Below are 26,631 nucleotides of genomic sequence, written 5' to 3'. Positions count from 1 at the left end.
TCGGGAGACGGGACGGCGACCGCGGGGGAACGTTCCGTTCGGGAGCGTCCGGCGGCTTCAGGCGCCCTCGGAGTACTCGCTCTCCGGGCCGAGCAACAGCGTCTCGACGCTTTCCGGAAGCCGGCCGAGTGCCGAGTCCGGCCACCCCCAGTGGGCGATGGCGAATTCGGTGTCCGGGTTCGCCGCGGCCAGCCGTCCGACGCCTTCGGCGGCCGCCTCGTAGCCCGCCCGCCCGAGGCGCTCGGGGCGCTCGGCCGTCAGCGGGTACGTATCCGAGAGCGCGGGTGGGACCGGCCCGAACGGTGCCCGGAGCCGCCAGGTTTCGTCGAAGCGGCTGTTGTCTCCGCCCGCCGAGAGCAACACCCGGTCGCCGTCGACGGACAGCCGCCCGAGGCGGTCGTGGTGTCTTTCGACCTCGGGGCGGCGGGCCGAATCGGCCGAGAGATGAAAGAACGCCGACTTCGAGACCGGGTCGGACCGTTCGAGCGCCGCGGCGTCGTCGAGCAGTTCGCGGTAGCCGTCGACCATTGCGGGGTGGCTCCGAGCCCGGCGCTCGAGCAACTCGAAGAGACTCCCCTCCCGGATCGCCTGCTTGACCGTCCGGAGTTCGCGGTAGCTGACGTGGAGGTTGTGGCGGGCGAGCAGCGTCTCGCGCTGCGTTTCGGACACGGAGCGGAGTTCCGCGGGCGTGTGATCGGCACAGACCGGGCACGAACACGGGAAGTACTCGAGGTCGTCGAGGTGGTCCGTCCCCGAGACGGTCAGGTACCGGCCATCGCGGGCGTACAGCGCGTAGGCCGCCGAATCGAACAGGTCGCAACCGGCCGCGGCCGCCAGCGCGAACATCATCGGGTGGCCGGCCCCGAAGAGGTGGACGGGCGCGTCGGCCCCGAGGCCGCCCTTGGCCGCCCGGACGACCTCGATCATCTCGGCGTAGCGATAGCCGTTCATCAGGGGGACGACGGCACCGACTGGGAACACGTCGAGGTCGGTGCCGTAGGCGTGGGCGGCGGCGGACGCCCGGAGATCGGGGTACGTCGACCCCTGGATCGGCGCGTTGAGGAGCATCTCGCCGACATCGACGGACTCGGCGGCCTCGAGTCGGGCTTTGGTCGTCTCGAGTTCGTCCTCGGCCCGCTCGCGGCCCGCGTCCGGCGGCGTCGGGATATCGATCGGCGTCCCGACGTCCGCACCGACGTCGCGTTGGAACTCGAGGATCTCGGCGTTCGTCACCGATATCTCGCCGTACTCCGAGAGCTGAAACGAGCCCGAATCGGTCACGATTGCCCCCGAGAAGTCGTAGAGATCGGCCAGCCCCTCGTTTAGCGCCCGTTCGCGGAACTCCTCGCTTTGATAAAGGATGTAGCCGTTGGTGATGAGGATCTCCGCGCCGAAGTCGGACTCCAGCGCCGCGGGGTCGACGGTCCGGAGGTGCGGATTGATCACCGGCATCAGCGCCGGCGTCTCGACGGTCACGCCCGCACGGGGGACGGACAACTCGCCGATCCGTCCGGCCCCGTCGGTGTCCCGGATCTCGAAGCACTCGCGCATTGCCGGAGCGACGGCACCGGGAGGGATAAGCCGATTGGAACCCATCGCCCGCCACCGGCCACGGACGGGGCTGTGTGCATCCAGGCGCGGCCGGACGGTGAGACCCCGATTCGGATCGGGCCTGAAAGCGTCCGGGGGCGGACCAAACGCCTAAGACGCCCGCTCGCCCAGATCGGGCATGGAATGGCGACTCTTCGCGAACCTCGCCGAGGCCGCCGGCTCGAAGCGCGTCGATGTCGATGCGGGCGCGGGCGATACGCTCGGGGACGCCTTCGAGCAGTTGCTCCGGGACCATCCCAGCCTCGAAGCGATCGTTCTCGACGACGACGGCGAACTCGAGGACCACATCCGCCTCCTGTACAACGAGCGCGATCCCCTCACCGACGGCGAGGGGTTCGACACCGTCCTCGAGGCCGGCGACGACCTCGCGCTGTTCCCGCCGGTGAGCGGCGGCTGTCGCCGGTGATCGGCCTCTGCGTCGGCAATCAGCCGAAACAGGACCCGCCCCGAACCGATAGCACGTATTTATCGAACGTCAGCGCGCGGGATCGCCGCCAGACAGACCGCACCGCTTCGGGAAAGAGAGCTACGCACGCTGCCTGAATGACGGTTCCGCTCGATACAGTATGGGTTCACTCCGGGCGGAAAAATAACGAAGGTCTGTATCGACCGCCGAGTCGTGGTCGGTCCCACCGACGCGAGACGGTCGCGTACCCGGAGCGGCTCGATCGGTCGGGGCGCGGCCGTCAGCGACGCGTCCGGACACAACCGGTATGCCGGCCGCCGCCGCACGTCCGAGTGTATGACCGACGACGTCGCCTACGAGTTCGCTGACGCGGTGAGCACGATCAGCCTCCGACGCCCCGAGTGGCACAACGCGATGACCCCCGAGATGTGGCGCGCCGTCGCCGACGGCATCCGCCGGGCGGACGAGGACGACGCCCGGGCCGTCGTCCTCACCGCCGAGGGGGAGCTCTTCTGCTCGGGCGACGACATCGAGTCGCTGGCGGACGTCGAGGACGACCGCGACGCCCGGCGGCTGGCGGATACGCTCGCGGACTGTTTCGACGCCATCGAGCGCTCGCCGGTCCCCGTCGTCGGGTGGGCCAACGGGTCGGCGTACGGCGGCGGCTTCGAGATCCTGATGGCGGCGGACGTCACGGTCGCGCCGGCCGGGGCGACGTTCGCGCTCCCGGAGGCGCAGATCGGGGCGATCCCGCTGTACGCGGCCAAGCGGCTCTCCTCGCTCGTGGGGCGCCAACGAGCGTCCCAACTGGCGCTGGCCGGCCGAGAGATATCCGCGGCGCGTGCCGTCGAGTGGGGGTTGTTCGCGCGGGCGGTCCCCGAAGCCGACCTCGCGGACGCCGTTGCCGAAACCGTCGCAGCGCTGAAACGAGCCTCGCCGGAGGCGCTGGCGACGACGAAAGCGTGGCTCAACGCCCCGCTTCGCTCCGCGGCCGAGCGCGTCGGGATGCGGACGGGGCTCGGACACCTCTACGCCGGCGGGGACGCCCGCGAGGGGGCCAACGCCTTCCTCGAGGATCGCGACCCGGCGTTCGTCGAGTGAGCGCCCCGCGGTGGAACACGAAGTGTTTTCCCCGGCGTGGCCCCCATCGCCCGTATGGTCGAACTCACCGAGCGCCAGCGGCTCGCCGGCCGTGGTGTCGCGCTCTGCGTCGTCGGCGCGATGTTCACGATCACGATCGTCGGCGCGTTCGTCGGGATCCCCATGTTCCTCCTGGGCGTCGTCTTTCTCGTGAAGACGCTCTTTGCCGGTGGCGACGACGCCGAGAACAGCTAAGAAGGCGCCAGCGATCCGGCGAGCGAAGCTATCGCACACCGTGGCCCCGCCCGCTGCCGTCGCCCGGCATCTTTTGAAGCTGACACCCGAACGCCCGTGACATGACAACGACAGCGCTGTTCGTCGTGAGCGAGGAGGGTTATTGGGGCGAGGAGTGCGTCGAGCCGCTGACGACCCTCGAGGACGCCGGAATCGACGTCACGGTCGCGACGCCGACCGGAGCGCCGCCCGTCGTCGACGAACGATCGGCCGACCCCGAGGAAGTCGGCGAGGGGACCGCCGAGTGGGTCCGCGACGTTGACGACACTCACCCCGAACTCAACGACCCGATCCGGCTGGCGCGGGCCGAGGCCGACGGTTACGACGCCGTCGTCTTCCCCGGCGGCCACGGCACCGTCTGGGACGTGAATCAGGACCGACACGCCCGCCAACTCCTCCTCGAGGCCGTCGCGGGCGAGGACGGCACCGCGCTCGTCGTCTGTCATGCGGTCGGCATCCTCGCGTTCACACGGGAAGCGGACGGTTCCTTTCTCGTTTCGGACCGCGACGTGACCGGGTTTCCGAACGCCTGGGAGGAGGGCATCGTCGACGGCGACGACTGCTTCGGCGGCCGGAAGCTCCCCTACTGGGTCGAAGACGAGGTGAAAGCCGCCGGCGGGAACTTCGATCCCGAACTCGACGCCGACACGAGCGTCGCCGTCGACGGGGACCTGATCACTGCCCGCGGCCCGGGGTCGTCGGCAGCCGCAGCCGAAACGCTGCTCGACGCGCTCGGGAGCTAGGCCGGGACTCGCCGCCGGATCGACTTCCCGTCTCGTTCCCGCCCTCCGTCGCCAAGCGAGTGCCCGACCGAATCGCGAACGCTTTTTTAAATGGACTGCCTACCGCGTCCATGGACCGCAGGACACGCGGAATCGGACTCCTCCTCGCAGCCGTCGTCGTCCTCGTCGGGACGCTCGCCGTCGGTGCGGCGACCGCACCACAGATCGGTGGCGCGGACTCGGCCGGACCGACGGAGACGCTCGTCGGCTCGCAGGGCGGCGACGGCGGCTACCACGCGGACGGGAACGTATTCCTCCTCGAGGGCAAAGAACGCGTCTGGAACGAGGACAGCGCCGACAGCTACTTCGACGTGAGCTATCGCGACGACGGGACCGTCCTCGCGGCGTTCATGCGGGACGGGTACGAATCGGGGTGCGATCCCTATCCGGAGCCGTGTACGAAGACCGGGTTTCGGATCGTCGATCCCGACGCCGACGGCGGCCCGGCGGTGACGGAGGAGTACGCCGTCCCCGTCCGCTCGAAGACGGACAGCGAGGTCCACGATGTCGAGGAGCTCTCCTCCGGCGAGTTCCTCCTCGCCGACATGGACCGCGAACGGCTCGTCGTCGTCGAGGACGGCGAGGAAGCCTGGACGTGGAACGCCAGTTCGTTCTACGACCCACCGGAGGACCCGACCCGGCGGGACTGGCTCCACATCAACGACGTCGACGCCGTCGGCGACGGGCGATATCTGATTTCCGTCCGCAACGCGAACCAACTGCTCGTCGTCGAGCGCGGGCAGGGCGTCGTCGAGGTAATAAACGAGGACGACGGCGATAGCGACGGGAGCTGTCAGGTGCTCGACGACGAACTCCTCGACTCCGACGGCGACGGCGACATCCGGTGTGGTGACCCCGCCATCCTGGATCACCAACACAACCCGCAGTGGCTCGACGAGGGAGCCGTCCTCGTCGCCGACAGCGGAAACGACCGGATCGTCGAACTCCACCGCAACGACACGACCGGCGAGTGGGAGCCGGCTTGGACCCTCGAACGCGCCGAACGGCTCGCCCTCCAGTGGCCGCGGGACGCCGATCGGTTGGCCAACGGCAACACGCTCGTCACGGACACGCGCAACGCCCGGCTCCTCGAGGTCGCGCCGAACGGGACCGTCGTCTGGAGCCACCGAACGCCCGGCATCCCCTACGAAGCCGAACGCCTGCCCGACGGCGAACGCGTCGGCGGCGAGCGCTACGGGGGCGGCGCGGAGACCCCGAGTCGGGACGTCCCGCTGCTCTCGGCCGGCCGGATCGTCGTGCACTCGCTGTATCCGGCCACGCCCTACTGGTTCGTCGAGCGCCACGTGGCAGGCGTCCTTGTGGCCCTGCTTTTCGCCGTCGCGGGCGTCACCGAGTGGTATCGGTCGCGGTGATCGGCCGTTTATAAAAAGAGCGTTCTTCGACGCTGCCGCCGGGGGATCTGCCGGTCAGTCGTCCGCGGGGGCGGCCGATCCGCCCGTGGAGACGCCCGTTCCCGGCCCGACGTCGATGTCGAGTTCGTCGAGTTTCTCGTCCGGGATGACGCCGTCGACCCAGCCGCGGACCTCGTAGTACTCGTCTTTCATCTTCTCGAGTTCGACGAGGCTGCCCTCGACGCCGCCCTGGCCGGGCATCGCGTTGTCGCCCTCGACGAACCGGTTCGGCAGGTCGTCGTCAGCGCCGTCGAATCCACAGAGGTTGTTGTAGTAGCGCTCGAGCGCGTAGATGCGCTCACCAGCTTCCATCAGCTCCTCCTCCGTGACATCGCGGCCCGTCATGCCGTTGTACTGGAGGACGTACTCCTCGATGCCCTCCGCGAAGGCGTTGAACTTGCAGATGTCGAAGCTATCGGAGATGGCGTGGAGGTCCTGGAACGTCGCCGTCAGTTCGCCTTTGCCCTCCCACTCGACGGGGTCGACTTTCTCGGGGATGCCGAGAATCTCCGCCGCGGGCGTGTAACCGCGCAGGTGACACGCCCCGCGGTTCGAGGTCGCGAAGGCGATGCCCATCCCCTTCATGCAGCGGGGATCGTAGGCCGCAATGGTCTGGCCTTTCACCGAGAGTTTGTTGTCGTGGGCGTCCATGCGGTCGGCGACCCGGCGCGGCCCCTCAGCCAGCAGGTCCGCGAGGTCCGTCTCGCGGGTGGCAATCTTCGAGAGCATCTCGACCATCTCCTCGGAGTCACCCCAGTCGATGCCTTCGTCGAGGTCGTCGAATTTGCCCTCCTCGGTCATCTCCATGCCCATCGCAAGCATGTTGCCGGCCTCGATGGTGTCCAGACCGTGGTCGTTACACCGCTGGAGCATGAGCGCGATCTCGTCGCGGTCGGTGTGTCCGGAGTTCGGACCGAGCGCCCACGCCGACTCGTACTCGAAGGACTCGGTGCGGACGTTCATCTCCTCGCCTTTGTGCATCACGTCGACCTCGACTTCCTTCTTGCAGGCGACCGGACAGGAGTGACACGTCGGCTCGTCGACGAGGATGTTCTCGCGAACGTTCTCCCCGGAGACCGCCTCGGCGTCGAAGTTCGTATCGTCGGTCCGGAATCCGCCGTCGCGGGCGTCACCGGTCGACGTGTAGCGACCGTTATTAGTCGGCAGTCCCGACATCTCCTCGGTGGCGTTCATCAGGACGTTCGTCCCGTACATCGAGAGGCCGCCCTCGTTGGGAGCGGTCACGTCGGACTCCTGAATGAGCTCCATCGCCTGCTTGTGGCCCTTCCGGAACGTATCCGAGTCGGCCGGCTTCGGCATGTCGGTCCTGGCCTTGACGACGACCGCCTTGAGGTTCTTCGATCCCATCACGCAGCCGGTTCCGCCACGGCCCGAGGCGCGGTCGTCCTCGTTCATGATACAGGCGTACCGCACCTCGTTTTCACCGGCCTCGCCGATGCCCATCACGGAGAGGTTCTTGCCGTAGGAGCCCTCGACTTCCTCCTCGATGGCGTCGCGGGTGTCGTGGAAGCCCTCCCCCCACAGGTGGGAGGCGTCCCGGAGCTCGACCTCGCCGTCCTCGACGACGGCGTACACCGGTTCGTCGGCCTGCCCCTCGAACAGCAGGCCGTCGAAGCCGGCCCACTTGAGCCGCGCACCGGACCAGCCGCCGTGGTGGGAGTCGGTGACGGTGCCGGTCAGCGGCGATTTCGTACAGACGGCGATCCGGCCACTCATGGTTACTTGCGTCCCGGTGAGAGGCCCGTTCATGAACGCCAGGAGGTTCTCCGGCTCGAGGGGCTCGACCTCCGGCCCCTGATCGAAGACGTACTTGACGCCGAGGCCGCGGGCCCCGATATACTTCTCCGCGTCCTCTTGATCGATGCTCTCGTAGCCGACGCTCCCGTCGGAGAGGTCAACGCGAGCGATGTGGTCGTGGAATCCGCCTAAGTCTGTCATGTTATCGTACATAATTATATATGGTCTGCTAGATGTTAGGCGTTACCCCTGATGGGAAACTGTTTGCGGTTACGCTCTGGGCCACGAACGCAGATTGTAATACCTAATACGATTAAACCGTATTTCGTAATTACTTTCAGGGGATGCGTGCGAGGTTCGACACCGATCCGGCACCACGTCGGTCGGTCGTCCGGGGACTGCCGACATGACCGGTTTGGTGCCTGTGAAAAGATATTGATATACACAAACATCACTGGCAGCTACTCATGCAGTTCAACACCGACCGGGAGGCAGAGCGGTGGATCCATCACTTCTTCAAAAAGCACGGCGGTCTCATCGCCCAGTTCGACAACACGAAACTCCCGACCGTCCACAAGTTTCACAGCTAGGCCTCCGTCTTTGACGAACTCCTCTGGCAGTCCGAGGAGGGCAGGAACTACCTCCAGAACGCCCAAGAGGACCCCACGACAAGGGTGTCCTCACTGCTGACGGCAGCGGCGACTCCTCGCCGTAGCCGTGTGTATCGCCCCGACGGTGACCGGCTTCAGATGTCGTCGTGGGTCAAGAGCGTCCGACTGACGCCCGCCGGAACCGGGTCGTACGTGATCACCTCGAGGAGGTTCCCGTCCGGATCGAGAAAGTAGAACCCCTCGAACTCGTCCCAATCGTAGGGGCCTTGTTTCGGAAACTGTCCGTCGAGTTGCTTGAGGAACTGCTCGTAATCGTCCCGGCCGGTTTCGAAGGCGATATGCGCCTTGTCGAGGGGATGGTCGATACGCCCGTGCCAGCCGTCGGCGCGTCCGGTTTCCGCAAGCGTCAACACGGTCCCGCCGACGTCGAACATTGCGTGCTCGCCCTGAAACTCAGAGGGTGGCCGCAGCAGGTCCAGGTCCAACCGATCCCGGTAGAACGGGTAACATACCTCCAAGTCATCCACGTCTACGTTGATGTGATCGACGGCATCCATACCCCTCCTCTGGGCGCATCGGCTCATATCTCTTCGGGGGCGAACAAACGTTATGTCCGGCCGGCCGGATCATGTGTATATGCGACACGCTCTCGGGCCGCTGCTCACGCTTGACGTTGGGACGCGCCAAAGCGAGGAGTCCGACATCGATGACATCCTCGCGGAGTTCCTCGGGGGCCGCGGCGTCGGGACCAAACTCGCGTTCGATCGGATCCCGTTCGACGCCGATCCGCTGGGACCTCAAAACCGGCTGTACGTCGCCATCGGGCCGATGCAGGCCTCGACGACGAGCTTCACGGGGCGAACATCGGCAACGGCGCTGTCGCCGTTGACCGAAGGGTTGCTGTCGTCGAACGCCGGCGGGTTCGTCTCTCGGAACATCGCCGACACGGGATATGCGGCTTTCGAGTTAGTCGGTCGGAGCGACACGCCGCTTTGGGTGCACGTCACAGACGACGGCGTCGCGTTCGACCCCGTTCCCGAACTGGCGGAGGCAACGGTGTCGACCGTCGTTGCGCACGTCGACGAGGCACGAGGAGTCGGAGCGGACGCAGTCGTCTGTATCGGCCCTGCGGGCGACCACGAGGTTCGGTTCGCCTCGATGATGACTTCCGGGACGCGGGCGTTCGGTCGCGGTGGTCTCGGTGCCGTCCTCGGGTCGAAGAACGTGAAGTGTCTCACCTTCGCCGGTGACTCGCCCCACCGGATCGAGTTTCCCTCGGTCGCCGACGAGGTTCACCGCGAGGCCGCCGAGAGCGACCACATCATGAAACGACAGGGGACCGCCGGACTGACGGAGTTCGCCAACGAGATCGAGGCGTTGCCGACGCGGTACTTTTCGGAATCGTCCTTCGAGGGCGCATCGGCGATCGGCGGCGACGCGATCGAGGAACAAAAGTACAAGAAGGGAACCTGCTCGTCGTGTGCGTTCGCGTGTAAACTGCCGACCCGCGCCGACGCCGGCCTCGAAACAGAGGGCCCGGAATTCGAGACAGTGATGGCGTTCGGCTCCAACGCCGGTGTTGACGACCTCACAGCGGTAATGAGAGCCAACGAGCGCTGTGACGAACTCGGATTGGACACGATCTCCTGTGGCGATGTCGTCTCGGCGTACCTCGCAAGCGAGGACGCACTCGGCGACGCCGAGTTACTCGCCGACCTCGTAGAGCGAATCGCCTACCGCGAGGGGATCGGCGACACGCTCGCGGAGGGTATCCACCGGATCCACGACCGGTTGGGGATCAAGGACTGGACCGCGAAGGGCATGGAGTTCGCCGCACACGACGGCCGGACGCTCAACGGGCAGGCGCTCGCCTTCGCGACCTCGAACCGTGGCGCAGACCACCTCTATGGATCAATGTACGTCCACGAGTACCCACTTGTCGACCGCGAGCGCGCGATCGACCGCGATGGCGTCACCGGCAAGGCTGATCTCCTGGTCGAGCGGGAAAACAAAAACGCCGTCCTCGACTCGGCGATCGCCTGCAAGTTCTCGCGGGGATTTCTTACCGAAGGGCGGTTGGCGACGCTGCTCGACACTACCGTCGAGGAACTCCAGGCGGTAGGGGCACGGATCGTGGATCTCGAACGGCGGTTCAACAACGAGCGAGGGTTCGACCGCGCCGACGACACGCTCCCGTACGAACTCCCGGGGCTTGCGTCGGAACTGTCAGCGTACTACGAACGCCGTGGGTGGAGCGACGACGGCACTGTTCTGACGGCCGATTCTCCGGAGCGGTCCGGATAGTCAGCTGGCTGCGCCAGTCAGTCGTCCGACCCGACCGACCGAACCGTGCCGGCGTCGTCGGTCGTCGCCGTCGACTGCGCCCAGTTGGGCGAGGAACGCGGCGGCGATAGCACGCTGATCCCGACCGCCGGTTCGTCGCCGCGGTTCTTTGCGCCGTGGAGTTCGCCGCTCTCGAAAGCGTATGAGTCTCCGGGTGACAGCTCTATTTCCTCGTCTTCGAGAATTGCAGTGAGTTCGCCGGAGATGAGAAAGCCGATCTGTTCGTTGTCGTGGCGGTGGATCGGAAGTGTCGCCCCGGGTTCGATCCGCCAGTGCTTCATACTTGATTTCTCCCCGGCGGCGAGGTCGGCGAAATAAACGTCAGGGGATGCCTCCTCGTACTCGCGGCCCGCTTCGCTCACTTGCTGCATGATATTCCCTTGCGCACCTTTATTATTTAAAAGTTACCTCAATAGTTTTAATTTACTATGTGAAGATACCGAAATAGAGCGAGTATGTGTGACACTGTACAACTGTTTCACCTGCCCTACTCCTTCATGTTGCCACAGAAGGTGGCCGTCGAGGAGGGCTACTTCGAACAGGCCGGCTTGGACGTCGAACTGACTGAACGCGACCGCGAGAACGTTGACTGGAAGTACATTCCTGCCGAGGAGTCGCTGACGGGCGACCACGATGTCGATGTCTACCCGATCTGCAAGTGGGAGAGTATCAAACGGACGTGGCGAATGGACGACGGTCGCATCGTCGCGAAGGGAACCTTCGCCGATCAGCCTTACACCGTCTACGTCCAGCCCGACAGCGATATCACGGAGCCGTCCGACCTCGCGGATGTGCCGGTCGGCATCAACAAGCGAACCGGACAAGAGTACACCGCGATCAGGGCTCTAGAGGAGCACCTCTCGCCGGAGGACGTCGAGATCGAGCACCACGGGATGCCGACCGACCGGCTCCGGGCGCTCGAAAGCGGCGAGGTAGAGGCAGTCTCGCTTCTGGAGCCACAGAGCACGCTTGCCGAGGAACTTGGCTACCGACCGGTACTCGAGTTCGAGAATCACATGGGCATCGTTGGAGCCGATGCCATCGACCGAGACGTCCTTGATCGGTTTATCGAGGGATACGCCCGCGCCGCCGAGGCGATTAACGCCGACCCCGACGCCTACCGCGAGGCGTACCTCGGGATGCTTGAGGCCGACGCCGAAATCGCCCCGGAACTCTTCGAGGACGTCGACTACGACGAGTTGCTGTCGCGGATCGAGGTGCCGCGGTACGAACCTCCGGAACTGGCCGAACACGACGAGCTCGACGAGCAGTTGTCGTGGATGAAGCGCCGCCAGCTTATCGACGCCGACGCCGACATCGACGCCATCGTCGCTCCGGTGGGACGATGAACGTCGGGCGCCAACAGCGGGCGCTGGACGCCCACCACGACGACCCCGGCGATCGGCCGGTGATGCGCGCGCGTTTCGAACACAACGGGAGCCCGCGCTATATGCTGTACACGATGAAGCGTCTCGGGCTCGATCACGAACACGGTTTTCACCTCGACGTCCAGTTGGTCTCTGACGAACTCGAGGGCGGGATGGAAACCGTCGAGGCCCGACTCCAAGACGGCGAGGCCGACCTGATCGACATCGACTACATCTCGACCGCCCGCGAGCGCGCCGAAGGGGCGAACATCGTCGCGTTTCACCCCTACGGCCGGACCGTCGGCGGCCTCGTCGCGCCGGAGGATACAGCTATTGAGGATCTCGCCGACCTCTCGGGCCACCGGATCGGCGTCGTCCGACGCCTCGATAAGAACTGGATCCTCGTTAGAGCCGCCTGCCGGCAGTACCACGGGTTCGACCCCGACGAGACGGCAACGCCGGTCGAAGCCGGCTCGAAGGTCGGGCTGACCGAGATGCTTCACGACGGCGAGGTCGACGCCGTGTTGCAGTTTTGGCCGATCGTCCCCGAAATCACCGAACGGGGTCCCTACGAGGAGGTGTTTCCCGTCTCGGACATCGTTCAGCGGCTCGCCGAGACCGACAACCGGGTCCCGGTATCGACGTTTCTCACGAGTGATTCGTTCCTCGATGCGCACACCGACACCGCCCGCCGGTTCGCGGCCGCTTACGGGGATGTCGTTGATCGGCTCATCGCGGAGGACGCTCTCTGGGACGAGATCGGCGAGAAGCTGATGAGCTACGATGATCCCGAGATAGTGGCCGCGGTCCGGGAGGGCTGGCGCGCGATGGTCGTCCGCGGGTGGAACAACGAGACGATCGACGGGATGGAACAGCTGTTCGAACACCTCCGGTCGGTCGCCGGGGCCGACGCGCTCGGCGTCGACCGGATCCCCGAGGGTACCTTTCGTCCCGTTGATCCGATATGACCCCCGTCACCTTCCAGCTCAACTGGGAGCCCAACGGCTTTCAGGCGCCGTACTTCCTCGCCAGAGAGCGGGGCTACTACGATGACGAGGGCATAGACGTCGCCTTCGTCGAGGGCCACGGCTCGCCGTTCGCCGCCGAACAGACCGCCCGCGGCCGCAGCGACGTCGGCCTCGCGGGCGCAAGCGCGGTCCTTGCGAAGGCCAGCGAGGGGTTCGACCCGCTCGCGGCGGCCGCGCTGACGAAACGGACGCCGGCGGCGATCTACACCCTTCGCGACACGTTCGGCGAACCGCTGACCGATCTGTCTCAACTCGCCGGGCGGACGGTCGCCCCCTCGGCGACGAAGACGCGCATCCTGGCCGCACAGGCGCTCGAATCCGCCGGCGTGCGCGACTCGGTCGAGCTGCTCGACGTCGACCCGAACACCCACCACCGCGTCGAACACCAGGTGCTCGACGGAAGCGTCGACGCGGCCGTCGGTGTCGTCACCAACGGCGCCGAACTCGAGGCCGAGTACGACCGAACCGCCGACGAGTTGCCGATCGGGGAGGCGCTCGGCGTCTACGGGATGATGCTCGTCGTCAACCGCGAGTTCGCATCCGAGTCCCCGGAGACGGTCCGGTCGCTCCTGCGGGCGATCGCCCGCGGATGGGCCGACGCGACGAACGATCCGGCGGCCGCCATCGACGCGCTGGTGGCCCGCAACGCCACGCTCGAGCGCCGCCGCGACATCGAGACGGAGAAGTTCCTCGCGGCGGCAGAGGATCTCCAGTATACGGACCACATCGCCGAAGCCGGGTGGGGTGTCCACCAGGCCGACCGGTGGGAGCGACTCGCCGGGATGTTCGCGGAGACGAACCTGCTGTCCGGGCCAGTCGATCCCGGTTCGGTCTGGACCAACGACTACGTCGATCGCGACGCGCCGCCGATACGGGAGTATGCCGGGCGGATCGGTCGGATGGAATCGAAGCGGTGAGGTTCGCCGGGCCGTTCTGGCCACAGCCGTGGGTAACGTTTACACGTGTTGAGATTGTGCGCTACGGTGGACTATGACGGAAACTGATGAATACCTGATCCTCCGGGAACTTCCAGAGCCGATCACCGACGATGAACTCGCTGCCGCCGCCGACGCGTCCGGCGAAGCGCTCGAAGAACTCCGCGAGGAGGGCACCGAAATCAGTTGGGTCGACTCCGAGGTGCTGGCCGACGACGACGGCGGGATCGTGGGCACCTTCTGCCGGTATCGCGCCGAGAGCGAGGCGGCGGTCCACGAGCACGCCGACCGCGCCGGACTCCCGGCGACCAAGGTGACCCGACGGGGCGAGCCCCTGTCGGGCGAATGACCCGCGGCGACCGGCGTGGCCACTTGCCGTACTATTTTGGGCTGTACCACTGGCGGGAGCGAGGTCGACGGATCGTTCTCGGTGTAGTCACGATCGCCGCTGGCGTTCTCGCTGCTCGCCGCCGGGGACGGCTTGCGGGCGCGCTTGGCGCGATAGCGGCGCTGTGTGGCGTCTCAACGGCTGGTAGTGCGGTCAGGGCACTCGCCTCGCCGCCGCCATGGGTGCTTGACCGCGAGAAGTACGAGGCGCTCGCAGCCGAACTGCAGATATCCAATGCCGACCGGCTGCTTGATATCGGTTGTGGGACAGGGCGGTCTCGCCCCCGTCGTCTCGGAATCGTGTTCTGTCATCGGCTTGGACACCTTCGACGACCGGATCATCCTCGGCAACGGCGGCCAGCTAGCCGAGCGGAACGCCCGGATCGCCGACCTCGATGCCGCGGCGCTCCGCGGCGACGCCACCCGGCTCCCGGTCGACGGCGGGACCGTCGACATCGTGACGATGTGTCGGCTGCTCCACGATCTGCCGGCCGACGCTGCCGATCGGGCGCTTGAGGAAGCCTATCGGGTCTGTGCGCCCGACGGACACGTCGGTGTGCTCGCGTTACCGTACCCCCACGACGAGGACGCCGATCCGGCGACGTACTGGCGGACAGCAGTTTCGACGGCGGGCTTCGACGTCGAAACCGTCAGAGAGCGCGACGACGGCTACACGATCGTCGTGGGAGCGGTCGGGAACGGCTCGTGACCGGAGTCCGGGCGGGGATGACACCTTACGAATTTTCGCGCCCGTCGCAGAAAAATTATAACTATGTGTGTACGGTAGTGTTCAGATACGCTGATTCCATGCGAAGGCGAAGGATCGAAGCCAGTCGTCGGCGGTATCTGCTTCGGCGTTGCTGAAACAGTTTGAGAAACTGGTAGTTCGTCGTTTTATTTCTCGAAAGATACGTTCGACACTATTCCGATTTCCATGTTTTTCATATCTGCAATCGAGGCTGTGACGGCGACAGGCGTCTTTCAAGGAGTGCGAGCCATCGATGAGAAACACCGCGCCGTCAACGTCATGTTTCTCACGAAGTTCGGCAAAGAATTCGTGAGCAATTACCTTGTTTGTCGCTGGCTCAAGCGTTGTATGCAGTAATTCGTTTGTTTCGGGATCGACAGCGGCGTACAGCCAATACTGCTCATCATTGAGTTGGATCACGGTCTCATCGACCGCAACGTGATCCGGACTCCAATTAGATTCGGGCTGTAGATCAGCTTTGTGAACCCAGTTGTGAACGGTAGATCGGGCTCGTTCGACACCGAATATTTCAAGAATTGAAACGGTATTCGAAAGTGATAGGCCAGCCAAATGGAGCTGAATACCGAGCTTCATCAGCAATTTCGGTGTCGCCTCTCGTTCCATAAAACCTAATTCAATCTCGTCCAAACAGCCGTTGAGGCGGGCGTTTTTGAACATAGACACTCAAAAAACGCACCGCCTCACTCTTCATCCTTATCTGAACACCGCCTCGTACAGAAACCATATCGGTATTCGATCCGGGATACCAGTATGGAAACGCTCTCCGGGACGGTCCTCGTTGGTCGGTCGTTCGAGCCGACTCGTGGTCGCGTCGTCGTCGACGACGGGCGGATCAAACGCATCGAAAAAGACGAAACGGCGTCGACCGATATCGTACTGCCGGCGTTCGTCAACGCGCACACGCATCTGGGCGACTCCGTCGCGAAGGAGGCTGCTGTCGGGCGATCGCTCGACGAGGCGGTGGCACCGCCGGACAGTCTGAAACACCGACGGCTGGCGGCCGCCGACCGTCCTGACCTCGTGTCAGCGATGCGCCGGACGCTTCGGTTCATGCGGCGAACCGGGACGGTCTCGTGTCTGGATTTCCGGGAGTCCGGAGCAGCCGGAGCGCGCGCGCTCCGTGAGGCGGCGGCGCCCGTTTCCGTCGACCCCTTCGTCTTCGGGAGCGGCGATCAGTCCGTCCTCGACGTCGCCGACGGGTATGGAGCATCCGGGGCGAACGACGGCGACTTCACCGAACAGCGTGTCGCCTGCCGGAAACGCGACGTCCCGTTTGCCATCCACGCCGGCGAGCCGGACCCGACCGACATCCATCCGGCGCTCGATTTAGAGCCGGACCTTCTCGTCCACATGGTACACGCCGAAAGGGAACACCTACAGCGGGTTGCGGAGCAGTCGGTGCCGGTCGCGGTCTGTCCACGGGCGAACACCGTTCTCGACGTCGGAGCGCCCCCAGTGCGGGAGTTGCTCGACCACACGACCGTCGCGCTCGGCACCGACAACGTCATGTTGAATCCCCCGTCGATGTTCCGGGAGATGGCGTACACGGCGAAACAGTTCGACGTGACCGCCCGGGAGGTGTTGCGGATGGCGACGACGGCCGGTGCCGAGTGCGCCGGACTCGACTGTGGCGTCATCGCCCCGGGCCGCCGCGCAGCGCTGCTCGTCCTCGATGGCGACTCCGAGAACCTGGCTGGCACGGCCGATCCGGTGCGGGCGGTCGTCCGCCGTGCGACCGGACTGGACGTCAAAGGGGTCTTTTTTTAAGCCTCGTGGGGGCCGGAATCGAACTTGCCGAAGGGCGTCGTCTCGTGGCTGCGGACGAGGACCTCGTCGGCGACCGTGAGTCCCATGTCGAGAAGCTCCTGTGCGACGGGGGTGATATCGTCGTCCGTCTCGCCGACTGCGGTGACGAGGAGGTTCTGGTCGCCGGTGACCAACTCCTGGACGGATATCACACAATCGATGTCCAGGATTTCGGGGATGATCTCGCCACGTTCGGGGATCGAAGCGGTACAATAAAGCAGCATTCGGAGCGGATAGCCCGATCGCTGGTAGTCGACGCTGGCGCTGTACCCCTTGATCACGCCGTCGGCCTCGAGACGCCGGATGCGCTTTCGAACGGTGCTGTCGGAGGTACCGGTCCGCTCTGCGATGTCTCCGGACGACATGTTCCGGGCGTCCTCCTGGAGTGCGTACAGGATCGCTCTGTCGACGTCGTCGATCTCCTCATCGGTCATACCGGTGTGTCGGCCGCAAAGACACTTTATTCGTGGGGAGGATCCTCCAGCGGTGACGGTGATACACAGAAACGTCGGCCCCACCGTCCGGCTACAGTCCCTTTTTGCCCCGTGCCGATTCGACGTCGAGGACCTCGATGTCGAATCGAAGCGTCCGGCCGGCCAGCTCGTGGTTGAAGTCGACTTGGACCGACTCGTCGGTAACGGCAGTAACGTCGCCGTGGAGGTCGTTTTTCGCCTCGACGTGGGTGCCGATCTCGGGTGGCTCCCCGACCATCGCCTCGAAAGCCTCGGGGTCGTACTCCCGCACCCGGTCGGGGTCGTGTTCGCCGTAGGCCTCCTCGGGCGGCACCCGCACCGTCGCTTCCGCCCCGACTTTCATACCGATGACGGCCGACTCGAGACCGTCGATCACCTCGGCCGCGCCGACGGTGAACGACAGCGGGGTGGGATCGCCCTCTTCGGGCGGCAGCAGGTCGTGTTCCGTCGCGACGGCGGGCCGCGACGTCGCGAAGACGGTACCGTCCTCGAAGCGTCCGACGTAGTCGAGTCGGACCCGATCGCCCTGTTCGATTGGCACAGATGCGGTTGGGTCGACCAATACATAGTGGCTTCGGCGCCGGCGCCGGGCTTCGAGACGGAACGACCGGGGCGTCGGCGCTCGAACGCCCGGGAACGCGGTGTGGGCTACTGCCGGAGGCCGTGTAGCCGGCGGAACGCGGTCGGCGGGAACCGCAATTCGACGCGGCTCGGCGGCCGGCCCTTGCCGTCGTGGCTCTCGGCCTGGACGCGCTCGACGATTCCGGTTTCGGCCATCTCGTAGAGGAACCGCTTGACGGTCCCGATGGAGAGGTCGACGTCGGCGCTTATCGTCTCGGTCGTCGCCGAGACCGAGGCGCGCTCGTCGTCGTCGAGATCGACGAGCCGCCGCAAGACGAGCTGTTTGTTGACCGGCAACGAGAGCACTTCCGCCAGCGAGACCGAGACGTCCGGGATCTCCGCGATCGCGGCGTCGACGTCCGCCCCGCACAGCCGGGTTCGGTCGGCCCGGTCGGCCCGGTCGGCGGCGATGAACAGCGCGGCGAGCGCGCTGTGGGCGTTGCCGTCGGCCCACTCGGCGATCCGGCGGGCGAGGTCGTGATCCAGCGCGCGCTGGGTGAGCCCCTCGGAGGCCCGCGTCATCAACACGTCGACGAGCATCTGTCGCTGGTAGGGAGGGATGGTTATCGAGGTCGCCGTGTAGGTGGTCAACCCGGTGTGTTCCGGGGGGGTCCGGCCGACGGCGAGCCAGCTCACGTTGCTCGGCAACCCGGCGAACAGGTCGATGAGGCCGGCGGTGTCGACGCTGTTCGGTTCGCCGACATGGTCGACGGCGACGACGATGCCGTTTCGGGACTCCCCGAGGATGGCGTGGAGGCGTTCGCGGAGCTCCTCGGTGCTGATGCCGTGTTCCGGAACCGGGTCCTCGACGAGCGCGTCAAGGACGGCGTGATAGAAGGCGAACTCGCTCGTCGTCGTTCGCGTGTCGAGGTAAACGAAGCCGGGGGTCGTCGGCGAGGCCGCCCGCGTACTCGTGTGGATGACCGACCGCGGCTCCGTCGAGAGCCGCTGGAGGTGTGCGAACAGGGCGGTGACGATCGCCGACTTCCCGGAGCCGAACTCGCCGTGGACGTAGGCGTTCGGCGGCAAAACGCCGTCGAACACCGGGTCGAGGTGATCGAGCAGGCGCTCGAACACTGGACCGCGGTCGGAGGGTTCGTCGATGTGTGCCACTGGGGACAACGACTCGTAGTCCTGTATCAGGCGTGGGCCCTCGTCGCGTCGCTGTCGTCGTTTTATTCTCGCGTCGATGTCCATGTCCGGTCTACGTGTTTGTAGTGGGGGATTTCAGCCACGTCATAAAAAGAACCCCGGTCACGGAGTGTTGGACCCCGCCCCCGGGGCGACACTGCGGCGCTCCGGGCCACGTCGACCCGGTGGACCGCGGTTCTGAGCGATACTCGGACGAGCGGTCGGATCCCCTACGCGATCAGAGGTACCCCGCGTTCGGCAGGACACCGGCGATCGAGAGGACCGCGATGAAGAACATCGCGATCGCGATCGCCATCGCTGGGGGATCGACGTGGGTTCCCGAGTGCGAGTAGAACAGCCGTTGGGTCACCTCGCCGAGGAGGCCGCTGACCGCGCCGAAGACGCCGGCCGCGAGGAGCGCAACGACGCTTCCCGCGACAGGGGCGACGACCACGGCACCGACCGCGCCGATGAGGGTGATATGATGGGTGACGGGGATCTTTTCGACGCCGAGGTTCAAGAACAGCAGGCTGATCGCGGAGATGGCGTAGCCGAGGAAGATACTCCCGGTCTGGATCCAGATGTAACCGCCGAGGATCCCGCCGATGAGACCGATCGTCGCGACGCCGCCCCACTTGTACTGGTGGGGTAGCCACGGTTCGGTGGCCAGACGTCCCTTGTGTTCGAGCGGTACCTCGCCGCCGTCGGTGGCCATGCGAGGCTCCTCACGCTCGAAGGGCGACATATCCAGTATGCTCGATCCGGCCGCCTTTCCGACGAGCGGGTAGCCGAACACGACCCGCGCGATGAACGCAGTGGTGAACACCGACAGCGCGATCGAGTCGGTGATTCCAGTCCCACCGACAGCGAGGACCGCGGCCGCGAACTGGTTGATAAACATCCCGAGAACTCCGAAGATAGCACCCACCGCGAGGATATCCGGTTTCGTGCCGAACGCGTAGAGGATGTTCTTCCCGAAGTGGTAATCCCAACCGTCAGGCTCCATTTCGGGGTACTTTTTCCCGGCGTACGCGGACGCGGCGACACCGCCGGCGAAGGCGATGTGCGGTCCGGTGATCGCACCAAAACCGATAACGCCGGTCACGCCCGCGGCCAGTTCGCCTTGACCGATCTCCGCGACCGCCCCGCCGACCTCCCGCTGGAGGATAGCGAGCCCTTCGCCGAGGAAGACGACGAACCCGGTGAAGATGAACGCCGGGAGGGCGCCGATGGCTGCACCGAAGGCGCCGCCCGCCAGCGCGGTAATAAACAACAGCGCGAAGTCCTCCCACGGCATGCCGATGACCGGGACCTGAAGGATGATATCGTACATGGATTACTCCTCCTGAGCCCAATCGAGGGACCGCTCGACGGCGTCGTCCCATCGACCGTACATCCCGTCGGCCTGCTCGGACTCCATCTCGGCATCGAACTCGCGGTCGACCTGCCAGTTCGAGCGGAGTTCGTCGAGGTCGTCCCAGTAGCCGACGGCCAGGCCGGCGGCGTAAGCCGATCCAAGGGCGGTGGTCTCATCGACTTCGGGGCGGGCGATCTCCGTCTGGATGATGTCGGCCTGGAGTTGACACAGGAAGTTGTTTTTCACGGCCCCGCCGTCGACCCGTAGCGTCGTGGTTTCGACGCCCGAGTCGGCCTCCATCGCCTCGGCGATATCCCGCGTCTGGTAGGCGATCGACTCCAGCGTCGCCCGCACGATGTGTTCTTTTCCGGTCCCGCGGGTCATCCCCACAATCGTCCCGCGGGCGCGGCCGTCCCAGTGGGGGGCTCCGAGTCCCGTGAACGCCGGCACCATGTACACCCCGTCCGTCGAGTCGACCGAACTCGCGAGCTCGGCCGTCTGGGCGGCGTTGTTGATGATGTCGACGTCTTCGAGCCATTCGATGGCCGCGCCGGTAACGAAGATCGACCCTTCGAGGGCGTACTGGACGGGCTCCCCGGAGAGCTGGAAGCCGACCGTCGTCAACAGTCCGTGGTCGGAGGAGACGGCCTCGTTGCCCGTGTTCATCAGGTAGAACGACCCGGTCCCGTAGGTGTTTTTGGCGTCACCCGCATCGAAACAGGTCTGGCCGAACAGCGCCGCCTGCTGGTCGCCGAGCGCACCCGCTACCGGCACTTCGGCGCCGAGGAAGCCGTCGGCATCGGTGTGGCCGTAGAGACTCTCGTCGGAGGATGGCCGCACCTCCGGCAGCATCGCCTCCGGTACGTCGAACTCCGCTAGCAACTCCTCGTCCCAGTGCATGCCCTCGATGTTGTAGAGCATCGTCCGGGAGGCGTTGGAGACGTCGGTGATGTGGTTGCCGGTGAGGTTGTAGATGAGCCACGAGTCGATCGTTCCCATCAACAACTCGCCGTCGCGGGCGCGAGAGCGCAGGTCCCGCGACCGGCTGCTCTGGAGCTTCAAAGGTTCGGCGTTGTCGAGGATCCACTCGGTCTTGGTCGCCGAAAAGTACGCGTCACACTCGAGGCCGGTCTTCTCGCGGATCTCCTCGACCTTGCCCGCCTCCTGGAGTTCCTCGACGCGGTCCGTGGTCCGTCGGTCCTGCCAGACCAAGGCGTTGTGCACCGGCTTGCCGCTTTCTCTGTCCCAGACGATAGTCGTCTCGCGTTGGTTCGTGATCCCCAGCGCCGCCAGTTGCTCGGCGTCGAGGCCGGCCTCGTCGAGGCCGCTCAGTACGACGCTTTTGGTGTTTTCCCAGATTTCGACGGGGTCGTGTTCGACCCAGCCGGGTTCGGGGTAGATCTGTTCGTGTTGCTCGTAGGCGTTGGCGATCACGTGCCCGCTGTGGTCGAAGACCATAAAACGGGTTCCTGTCGTTCCCTGATCGATCGCGCCGACATATGAGGTTGCCATGGTTGGTATGCTCCGTTCGGCGGCAATTTACGTCCGTAGCCACCTTGGCGATAAACAATACGACACTATGTATTAAATGTTACCCACAAATAGGGTACGTCAATAAAGATATGCCCCGGCGGCAGGGGTACCCCCCCGGCCGACACGGGCCCGGTGGCTTCTCGACCGTACCGCGGCGCGAGAGCCGATATCTCACGTACACCACGGAGGAGAGCGTAAACGCGCGAACGGCGGGTCGGCGACGGAACGGGCCATCGCCGGGGGGCGAGTGCCGCGGCTCCGGGCGGCGGTGGTGGCGACCGGGAGCTTGTAATGCGTGTTAACAGCTACTGCTTGCGGCGGGCGACCCCAAACCCATAATACGTTTTTATCGGCCGATAGAGGGCGTTTTCGAACCGGTTCGCGTTCGTCACGCATCCCCAACGTTCGATACGCATGTTTACTAGGAGGTCCGAACTATCGATGAAATAAAGTGGATAGAGCCTGAATAGTGTGAGCATACATGGCATCGGTACCACACATCGCCGTCATCGGGGGCGGGTCGACGGGAACCGGGATCGCCCGGGACCTCTCGATGCGGGGGCTGGACGTGACCCTCATCGAGCAGGGGAACCTGACGCACGGCACGACGGGGCGGATGCACGGGCTGCTCCACAGCGGCGGACGGTACGCGGTCTCCGATCGGGCGAGCGCGACCGAGTGCATCGAGGAGAACCGCGTCCTGCGGGACATCGCGAACCACTGTGTCGAGATGACCGGCGGATTGTTCGTCAAGCGACCGGAGGACTCAGAGGAGTACTTCCAGGAGAAACTCGAGGGGTGTGAGGCGTGTGGCATCCCCGCTGAGGTGGTCTCGGCGAGTGAAGCGCGCGCAATGGAGCCTCACCTCGCGAAAGACATCGAGAAGGCGATTTCCGTCCCCGACGGGGCGGTCGATCCCTTCCGCCTCGTGGTCGCCAACGCCGCGAGCGCGAGCGAACACGGCGCGCGCATCGAGACGCACTCGACGGTCGAGGACCTCCTCGTCGAGGACGGCGAGGTCGTCGGGGTGGTGGTCGACCACGCCTCGGGGTCCGGCAAGCGCGTCCACGGTACCGAGGGCGGCCGCGAGGAGATCCGGGCGGACTACGTCGTCAACGCGACGGGCGCGTGGGCCGGGCGGATCGGCGAGATGGCCGGCGTCGACATCGAGGTCCGCCCCTCGAAGGGCGTCATGACAATCATGAACACCCGACAGGTCGACACCGTCATCAACCGCTGCCGGCCGAAAGGCGACGCCGACATCGTCGTACCCCACGAGACGACGTGTATCCTCGGCACGACTGACGAGGAGGTCGACGACCCGGAGGACTACCCCGAGGAGGGGTGGGAGGTCGATCTGATGATCGACACGCTCTCGGAGCTGGTGCCGATGCTCGAGGAGGCGCGGACGATCCGGTCGTTCTGGGGCGTTCGCCCGCTGTACGAGCCGCCGGACGTCGGCAGCGACGACCCGACCGACATCACCCGCGATTACTTCCTGCTCGATCACGACGAACGCGACGGCCTCGGCGGGATGACGAGCATCGTCGGCGGGAAGTTCACCACCTACCGGATGATGGGCGAGGAGATCTCCGATCACGTCTGCGAGCAGTTCGGCATCGACGCCGACTGTCGCACCGCCGACGTGTCGCTCCCCGGCAGCGAGGAGTTCTCCGTGCTTCGCGAGTACATGGACGAGTTCGGCCTCCGGTCGCCGATCGGCCGCCGGAGCGTCGAACGGCTCGGCTCGCGGGCCGACGAGGTGCTGGACACGGACGGCCCGAACCCGACGGTCTGTGGATGCGAAGGTGTCACGCGCGCGGAGATCCAGGACGCGATCGGGCAGTCGGGGTCTGACCTCAACGCGGTCCGCATCCGGACGCGTTCGTCGATGGGGAACTGCCAGGGCGGATTCTGCTGTCACCGGATGGCCAACGAACTCCACGGCGAGTACGACGAGGCGACGACGCGGGCCGCCTGGGACGAACTCCTCGAGGAGCGCTGGAAGGGCCAACGCCACGCGCTGTGGGGCGAACAGCTCTCGCAGGCGATGTTGAACTACGCGCTGCACGCGACGACCCAGAACCGCGATCACGACCCTGCCGGCGGGGAGCCGATCGACTTCGGGGCCTTCGACGACGGGCGCACGTCGGCCCGGGGCGCACCCGAAAGCGGGGTCGCGACCGACGGGGGGGATCGCCGTGGCGATTGAGTCGGAGGTCCTGGTCGTCGGCGGCGGCCTGGCCGGTCTCACGAGCGCGCTGGCGGCGACGCGGGCGGGTGCCGACACCCGTCTCGTCTCGTATAAACAGAGCACGCTCCGGAACGCCTCGGGGCTCGTCGACGTGCTCGGCTACACGCCCGAAGGCGAGGGGCCACTGACCGATCCCTACGCGGCCATCCCGTCGCTGCCGACGGAACACCCCTACCGGACCGTCGGCGTCGAGGGGGTCCGGGAGGCGATGACCTTCTTCGACGAGGTCGGCCCGGACTACCGCGGCGGCCACACCGACACGAACGCCCTCCTGCCGACCCACGGCGGGACGATCAAGCCGACCGCCCGGTATCCGGCGGGGGCCGACGCCGGCCTCGCGAGCGACGAGCGCGACGTCCTGTTGGTCGGCTTCGAGGCGATGGTCGATTTCGACGCCGAGCACGCGGCTGCACACCTCGAGGCTGCGGGCGTTCCCTTCGACGTCCGCGGCGTCACGATCCGGTTCCCGGGCGAGCTCCGCGCCGACGCGAAGGTGACGCGGTACGCGAAGCTGCTCGACACCGACGGCGAGGTGGCCGTCCGCGGGCGGAACCGCCCGGTCCGGACGGCGCTCGCCGAGCGCGTCAACACCGAACTCGAAGGCGAGGCCCGCGTCGGCTTCCCGGCCGTCCTCGGCGATGACGACGCGGCGGGGGTCCGGGCCGACCTGCGGGCGGCCCTCGGAGCCGACGTGTTCGAGGTGCCGATGGGGCCGCCCTCGTTGCCCGGGTTGCGCCTCGAGGACGCTCTCTTCGATGCGCTCGACCGGGCCGGCGGGCGCTTCGAGACCGGAAATCCGGTCGTCGATTCGGACGGAGACGGGCGGATCGAGCGGGTCTACGTCGAAAAGAACGGGGCGAAGATCCCAAACAGCGCCGAGCAGTACGTCCTCGCGACGGGCGGGCTGGTCGGCAAGGGCGTCGACTCCGACCGCGAGACGGTGTACGAGCCGATCTTCGGCTGTCACGTTCCCCACGATGACGACCGCTACGAGTGGTTCGACGCCGAGGCCTTCGGCGACCACGAGTTCGCCCGCTTCGGCGTCCGGACCGACGATGACCTCCGGCCGATCGGGCGCGATGGGGGCATCGAGTTCGACAACCTCCGGGCGGCGGGATCGGTGCTCGGCGGGTACGACTTCGCCGCCGAGAAGTCCGGCAGCGGCGTCTCGATTGCGACGGGCTATGCCGCCGGTCGCGCGGCGGCGGAGGCGGCACGATGAGCGACGCCGAACCTCCCTCGGAGCCGGAGTCGGCGTTCGACCCCGCGGAGCCGAACACCGGTGAGGCGTTCGAACCGGTCGACGTCTTCCCGGACAGCACCGATTTCGACCTCCGCCCGGGGGCGGATTCGTGTTATAAGTGCTCGACGTGCGATACGAACTGCCCCGTCGCGGAGGTCGACGACGACTTCCCCGGCCCGAAGTTCCAGGGCCCAGAGCAGTGGCGGCTCAAACAACACGAGGACGACTACGAGGTCGACGACTCCGTGATGGACTGCTCGAACTGCATGCGGTGTGACAACGCGTGTCCATCTGGGGTGCCGCTCTCGCAGATGCACAACACTGCCCGCGGGGAGTACGTCGACGAACAGATGTCGAAACTCTCCGTGGAGTACTGGCGCAACCGGATCCTCGCGAACTACCGGACGTCGGCGTGGCTCGCCAGCAAGGTCCCCCGTCTCGCCAACGCCGCGATGAACTTCGGGCCGGCGCGGTGGCTCATGGAGAAGACGATGGGCGTCACGAGCGAGCGGGAATTCCCCGCCTTCGCGACCGAGACGTTCCGGGAGTGGTGGGAGCGACAGGGCGCGGCCACCGGATCCCGCGAGCGCGCACGCGAGAACCGAAAGCGCCGCGGCGACCCCGTCGACGCCGACAAGAAGGTGGCGTACTTCCACGGCTGTTACTCGAACTACAACACCCCGGAAGTCGGGAAGGCGATGGTCCGGGTGTACGAGCACTTCGGCTACGAGGTCGTCGTCCCCGAACAGCGCTGCTCCGGGACGCCGATGTTCGCAAACGGGATGCTCGGGGACGCCCGTCGGCACGCCGAGGTCAACGTCTCCTCGATGGCCGACCTCGTCGAGGAAGGGTACGACGCCATCGCGTCGTGTACCTCCTGTTCGATGGCGCTGCGCCAGGAGTACCCGGAACTGTTCGACATCGAGGGGATCGACGAGGTGGCCGCCCACACCTTCGAGTCCGTCGAGTACCTCCGCATTCACGAGGACCTCCGGGGGGCCATCGGGGCGGCGGAACTCGACGACGGTCTCGAGGCGGAGTTCGCCTACCACGCCCCGTGTCACGCCCGCAACCAGGGGCTGGACCGCCAGGCCGTCGAACTGTTCGGCGAACTCGACGGCGTCGACGTCGAGGACGTCGGCGACTCCTGTTCTGGCATTTCGGGTACCTACGGCTGGAAGGCCGAAAAGTACGACAAGTCGATGGAGATCGGCGAGGAGATGTTCGAACACATGGACGAGGCCGACGGCGAGACCGGGATGACCGAGTGTCCCACCTGTGCGATGCAGATGGAACACGGCACGGGGTATGAGATCCGACATCCTCTCGAGTTGCTGTCGGCGGCACTCGTCGAGTGACACGGCGGGGAGTCGGACATCAAGACGGGATGAGGCGGCGGGGGATACACCACCAATTATAAACGACGGCGA

Annotated in this window: 26 protein-coding genes; 16 read left to right on the top strand and 10 right to left on the bottom strand. The window is 65.9% G+C overall.

Going from position 1 to position 26,631, the window contains the following annotated elements; all coding sequences use genetic code 11:
• Window positions 1-57: 57 nt before the first annotated feature.
• Entirely contained in the window at window positions 58-1,551 is a 1,494-nt protein-coding gene (gene tgtA / locus NMLP_RS12625; protein ID WP_015410514.1) for a tRNA guanosine(15) transglycosylase TgtA, read from the bottom strand.
• 178 nt (window positions 1,552-1,729) lie between these two features.
• Between tgtA and NMLP_RS12620 the strand changes: the two genes are divergently transcribed.
• The 5 genes from NMLP_RS12620 to NMLP_RS12600 all read left to right on the top strand — a co-directional run bounded on the left by NMLP_RS12620 (window position 1,730) and on the right by NMLP_RS12600 (window position 5,546).
• Window positions 1,730-2,017 carry a ubiquitin-like small modifier protein 1 gene (locus tag NMLP_RS12620; protein WP_015410513.1) on the top strand — a complete coding sequence of 96 codons (288 nt, stop codon included), beginning with the start codon at window positions 1,730-1,732 and terminating at the stop codon, window positions 2,015-2,017.
• 336 nt (window positions 2,018-2,353) lie between these two features.
• A complete protein-coding gene (locus NMLP_RS12615; RefSeq protein ID WP_015410512.1) occupies window positions 2,354-3,118 on the top strand; it encodes an enoyl-CoA hydratase/isomerase family protein in 765 nt (254 codons plus the stop codon).
• A gap of 54 nt (window positions 3,119-3,172) precedes the next feature.
• Window positions 3,173-3,352 (top strand): hypothetical protein, encoded by a 180-nt coding sequence (locus NMLP_RS12610; RefSeq protein ID WP_015410511.1) that lies wholly within the window; start codon window positions 3,173-3,175, stop codon window positions 3,350-3,352.
• 101 nt (window positions 3,353-3,453) lie between these two features.
• Window positions 3,454-4,134 carry a type 1 glutamine amidotransferase domain-containing protein gene (locus tag NMLP_RS12605; RefSeq protein WP_015410510.1) on the top strand — a complete coding sequence of 227 codons (681 nt, stop codon included), beginning with the start codon at window positions 3,454-3,456 and terminating at the stop codon, window positions 4,132-4,134.
• Window positions 4,135-4,244: 110 nt separating this feature from the next.
• Window positions 4,245-5,546 carry an arylsulfotransferase family protein gene (locus NMLP_RS12600; protein WP_015410509.1) on the top strand — a complete coding sequence of 434 codons (1,302 nt, stop codon included), beginning with the start codon at window positions 4,245-4,247 and terminating at the stop codon, window positions 5,544-5,546.
• Between the two features lie 54 nt (window positions 5,547-5,600).
• On the opposite strand, the gene NMLP_RS12595 is transcribed toward NMLP_RS12600, so the two are convergent.
• Entirely contained in the window at window positions 5,601-7,544 is a 1,944-nt protein-coding gene (locus NMLP_RS12595) for an aldehyde ferredoxin oxidoreductase family protein (protein ID WP_015410508.1), read from the bottom strand.
• Window positions 7,545-7,810: 266 nt separating this feature from the next.
• On the opposite strand from NMLP_RS12595, the gene NMLP_RS16030 reads away from it, so the two are divergent.
• Window positions 7,811-7,933, top strand: a complete 123-nt coding sequence (locus NMLP_RS16030) for a hypothetical protein (protein ID WP_269453331.1) — start codon at window positions 7,811-7,813, stop codon at window positions 7,931-7,933.
• 155 nt (window positions 7,934-8,088) lie between these two features.
• On the opposite strand, the gene NMLP_RS12590 is transcribed toward NMLP_RS16030, so the two are convergent.
• A complete protein-coding gene (locus NMLP_RS12590; protein WP_015410507.1) occupies window positions 8,089-8,511 on the bottom strand; it encodes a VOC family protein in 423 nt (140 codons plus the stop codon).
• Window positions 8,512-8,590: 79 nt separating this feature from the next.
• On the opposite strand from NMLP_RS12590, the gene NMLP_RS12585 reads away from it, so the two are divergent.
• Window positions 8,591-10,258: an aldehyde ferredoxin oxidoreductase family protein gene (locus NMLP_RS12585; protein ID WP_015410506.1), complete on the top strand. Its 1,668-nt coding sequence runs from the start codon at window positions 8,591-8,593 to the stop codon at window positions 10,256-10,258.
• Between the two features lie 17 nt (window positions 10,259-10,275).
• On the opposite strand, the gene NMLP_RS12580 is transcribed toward NMLP_RS12585, so the two are convergent.
• A complete protein-coding gene (locus NMLP_RS12580) occupies window positions 10,276-10,668 on the bottom strand; it encodes a cupin domain-containing protein (RefSeq protein WP_015410505.1) in 393 nt (130 codons plus the stop codon).
• Between the two features lie 84 nt (window positions 10,669-10,752).
• Between NMLP_RS12580 and NMLP_RS12575 the strand changes: the two genes are divergently transcribed.
• The 5 genes from NMLP_RS12575 to NMLP_RS15925 all read left to right on the top strand — a co-directional run bounded on the left by NMLP_RS12575 (window position 10,753) and on the right by NMLP_RS15925 (window position 14,723).
• Window positions 10,753-11,646, top strand: a complete 894-nt coding sequence (locus NMLP_RS12575; protein WP_015410504.1) for an ABC transporter substrate-binding protein — start codon at window positions 10,753-10,755, stop codon at window positions 11,644-11,646.
• Window positions 11,643-12,632, top strand: a complete 990-nt coding sequence (locus NMLP_RS12570; RefSeq protein WP_015410503.1) for an ABC transporter substrate-binding protein — start codon at window positions 11,643-11,645, stop codon at window positions 12,630-12,632. Before NMLP_RS12575 ends, NMLP_RS12570 begins: the two co-directional genes overlap by 4 nt.
• On the top strand, window positions 12,629-13,609 hold the full coding sequence (locus NMLP_RS12565; protein ID WP_015410502.1) for an ABC transporter substrate-binding protein: 981 nt from the start codon (window positions 12,629-12,631) through the stop codon (window positions 13,607-13,609). The genes NMLP_RS12570 and NMLP_RS12565 overlap by 4 nt, the downstream gene beginning before the upstream one ends.
• A 73-nt stretch (window positions 13,610-13,682) precedes the next feature.
• Window positions 13,683-13,976, top strand: a complete 294-nt coding sequence (locus NMLP_RS12560) for a DUF4242 domain-containing protein (RefSeq protein WP_015410501.1) — start codon at window positions 13,683-13,685, stop codon at window positions 13,974-13,976.
• Window positions 13,977-14,276: 300 nt separating this feature from the next.
• Complete coding sequence (locus NMLP_RS15925) at window positions 14,277-14,723, top strand: class I SAM-dependent methyltransferase (protein ID WP_231857238.1); 447 nt, start codon at window positions 14,277-14,279, stop codon at window positions 14,721-14,723.
• Between the two features lie 81 nt (window positions 14,724-14,804).
• Here NMLP_RS15925 and NMLP_RS14650 read toward each other — a convergent pair whose 3' ends face one another.
• Complete coding sequence (locus NMLP_RS14650; RefSeq protein ID WP_015410500.1) at window positions 14,805-15,440, bottom strand: IS6 family transposase; 636 nt, start codon at window positions 15,438-15,440, stop codon at window positions 14,805-14,807.
• Window positions 15,441-15,533: 93 nt separating this feature from the next.
• Here NMLP_RS14650 and NMLP_RS12550 point away from each other — a divergent pair, with 93 nt between their 5' ends.
• Entirely contained in the window at window positions 15,534-16,550 is a 1,017-nt protein-coding gene (locus NMLP_RS12550) for an amidohydrolase family protein (RefSeq protein WP_015410499.1), read from the top strand.
• Here the strand turns inward: NMLP_RS12550 and NMLP_RS12545 are convergent.
• From NMLP_RS12545 to glpK, 5 genes are all read right to left on the bottom strand, one after another.
• A complete protein-coding gene (locus NMLP_RS12545) occupies window positions 16,547-17,023 on the bottom strand; it encodes an Lrp/AsnC family transcriptional regulator (protein ID WP_015410498.1) in 477 nt (158 codons plus the stop codon). The genes NMLP_RS12550 and NMLP_RS12545 overlap by 4 nt on opposite strands.
• A gap of 91 nt (window positions 17,024-17,114) precedes the next feature.
• Window positions 17,115-17,603 (bottom strand): FKBP-type peptidyl-prolyl cis-trans isomerase, encoded by a 489-nt coding sequence (locus tag NMLP_RS12540; protein ID WP_015410497.1) that lies wholly within the window; start codon window positions 17,601-17,603, stop codon window positions 17,115-17,117.
• A gap of 107 nt (window positions 17,604-17,710) precedes the next feature.
• Window positions 17,711-18,880, bottom strand: a complete 1,170-nt coding sequence (locus NMLP_RS12535; RefSeq protein ID WP_015410496.1) for a Cdc6/Cdc18 family protein — start codon at window positions 18,878-18,880, stop codon at window positions 17,711-17,713.
• 172 nt (window positions 18,881-19,052) lie between these two features.
• Complete coding sequence (locus NMLP_RS12530) at window positions 19,053-20,147, bottom strand: hypothetical protein (protein WP_015410495.1); 1,095 nt, start codon at window positions 20,145-20,147, stop codon at window positions 19,053-19,055.
• 3 nt (window positions 20,148-20,150) lie between these two features.
• The gene (gene glpK / locus NMLP_RS12525) at window positions 20,151-21,683 is read right to left on the bottom strand and encodes a glycerol kinase GlpK (RefSeq protein ID WP_015410494.1); all 1,533 of its coding nucleotides are present in this window, start codon (window positions 21,681-21,683) and stop codon (window positions 20,151-20,153) included.
• A 502-nt stretch (window positions 21,684-22,185) separates the two neighbouring features.
• Here glpK and glpA point away from each other — a divergent pair.
• From glpA to NMLP_RS12510, 3 genes are read left to right on the top strand one after another with little or no spacing between them, the layout of a single operon-like run.
• Complete coding sequence (gene glpA / locus NMLP_RS12520) at window positions 22,186-23,916, top strand: anaerobic glycerol-3-phosphate dehydrogenase subunit GlpA (protein ID WP_015410493.1); 1,731 nt, start codon at window positions 22,186-22,188, stop codon at window positions 23,914-23,916.
• The gene (gene glpB, locus NMLP_RS12515) at window positions 23,906-25,180 is read left to right on the top strand and encodes a glycerol-3-phosphate dehydrogenase subunit GlpB (RefSeq protein WP_015410492.1); all 1,275 of its coding nucleotides are present in this window, start codon (window positions 23,906-23,908) and stop codon (window positions 25,178-25,180) included. Before glpA ends, glpB begins: the two co-directional genes overlap by 11 nt.
• Window positions 25,177-26,559, top strand: coding sequence for an anaerobic glycerol-3-phosphate dehydrogenase subunit C (locus NMLP_RS12510; RefSeq protein ID WP_015410491.1), 1,383 nt, complete (start codon window positions 25,177-25,179; stop codon window positions 26,557-26,559). The genes glpB and NMLP_RS12510 overlap by 4 nt, the downstream gene beginning before the upstream one ends.
• The last annotated feature ends 72 nt before the right edge of the window (window positions 26,560-26,631 follow it).

The sequence above is a fragment of the Natronomonas moolapensis 8.8.11 genome (assembly GCF_000591055.1).
Lineage (GTDB): Archaea > Halobacteriota > Halobacteria > Halobacteriales > Haloarculaceae > Natronomonas > Natronomonas moolapensis.
Note: the sequence above shows the minus strand (reverse complement) of the source record. Positions and strands in the feature narration are given on the sequence as shown.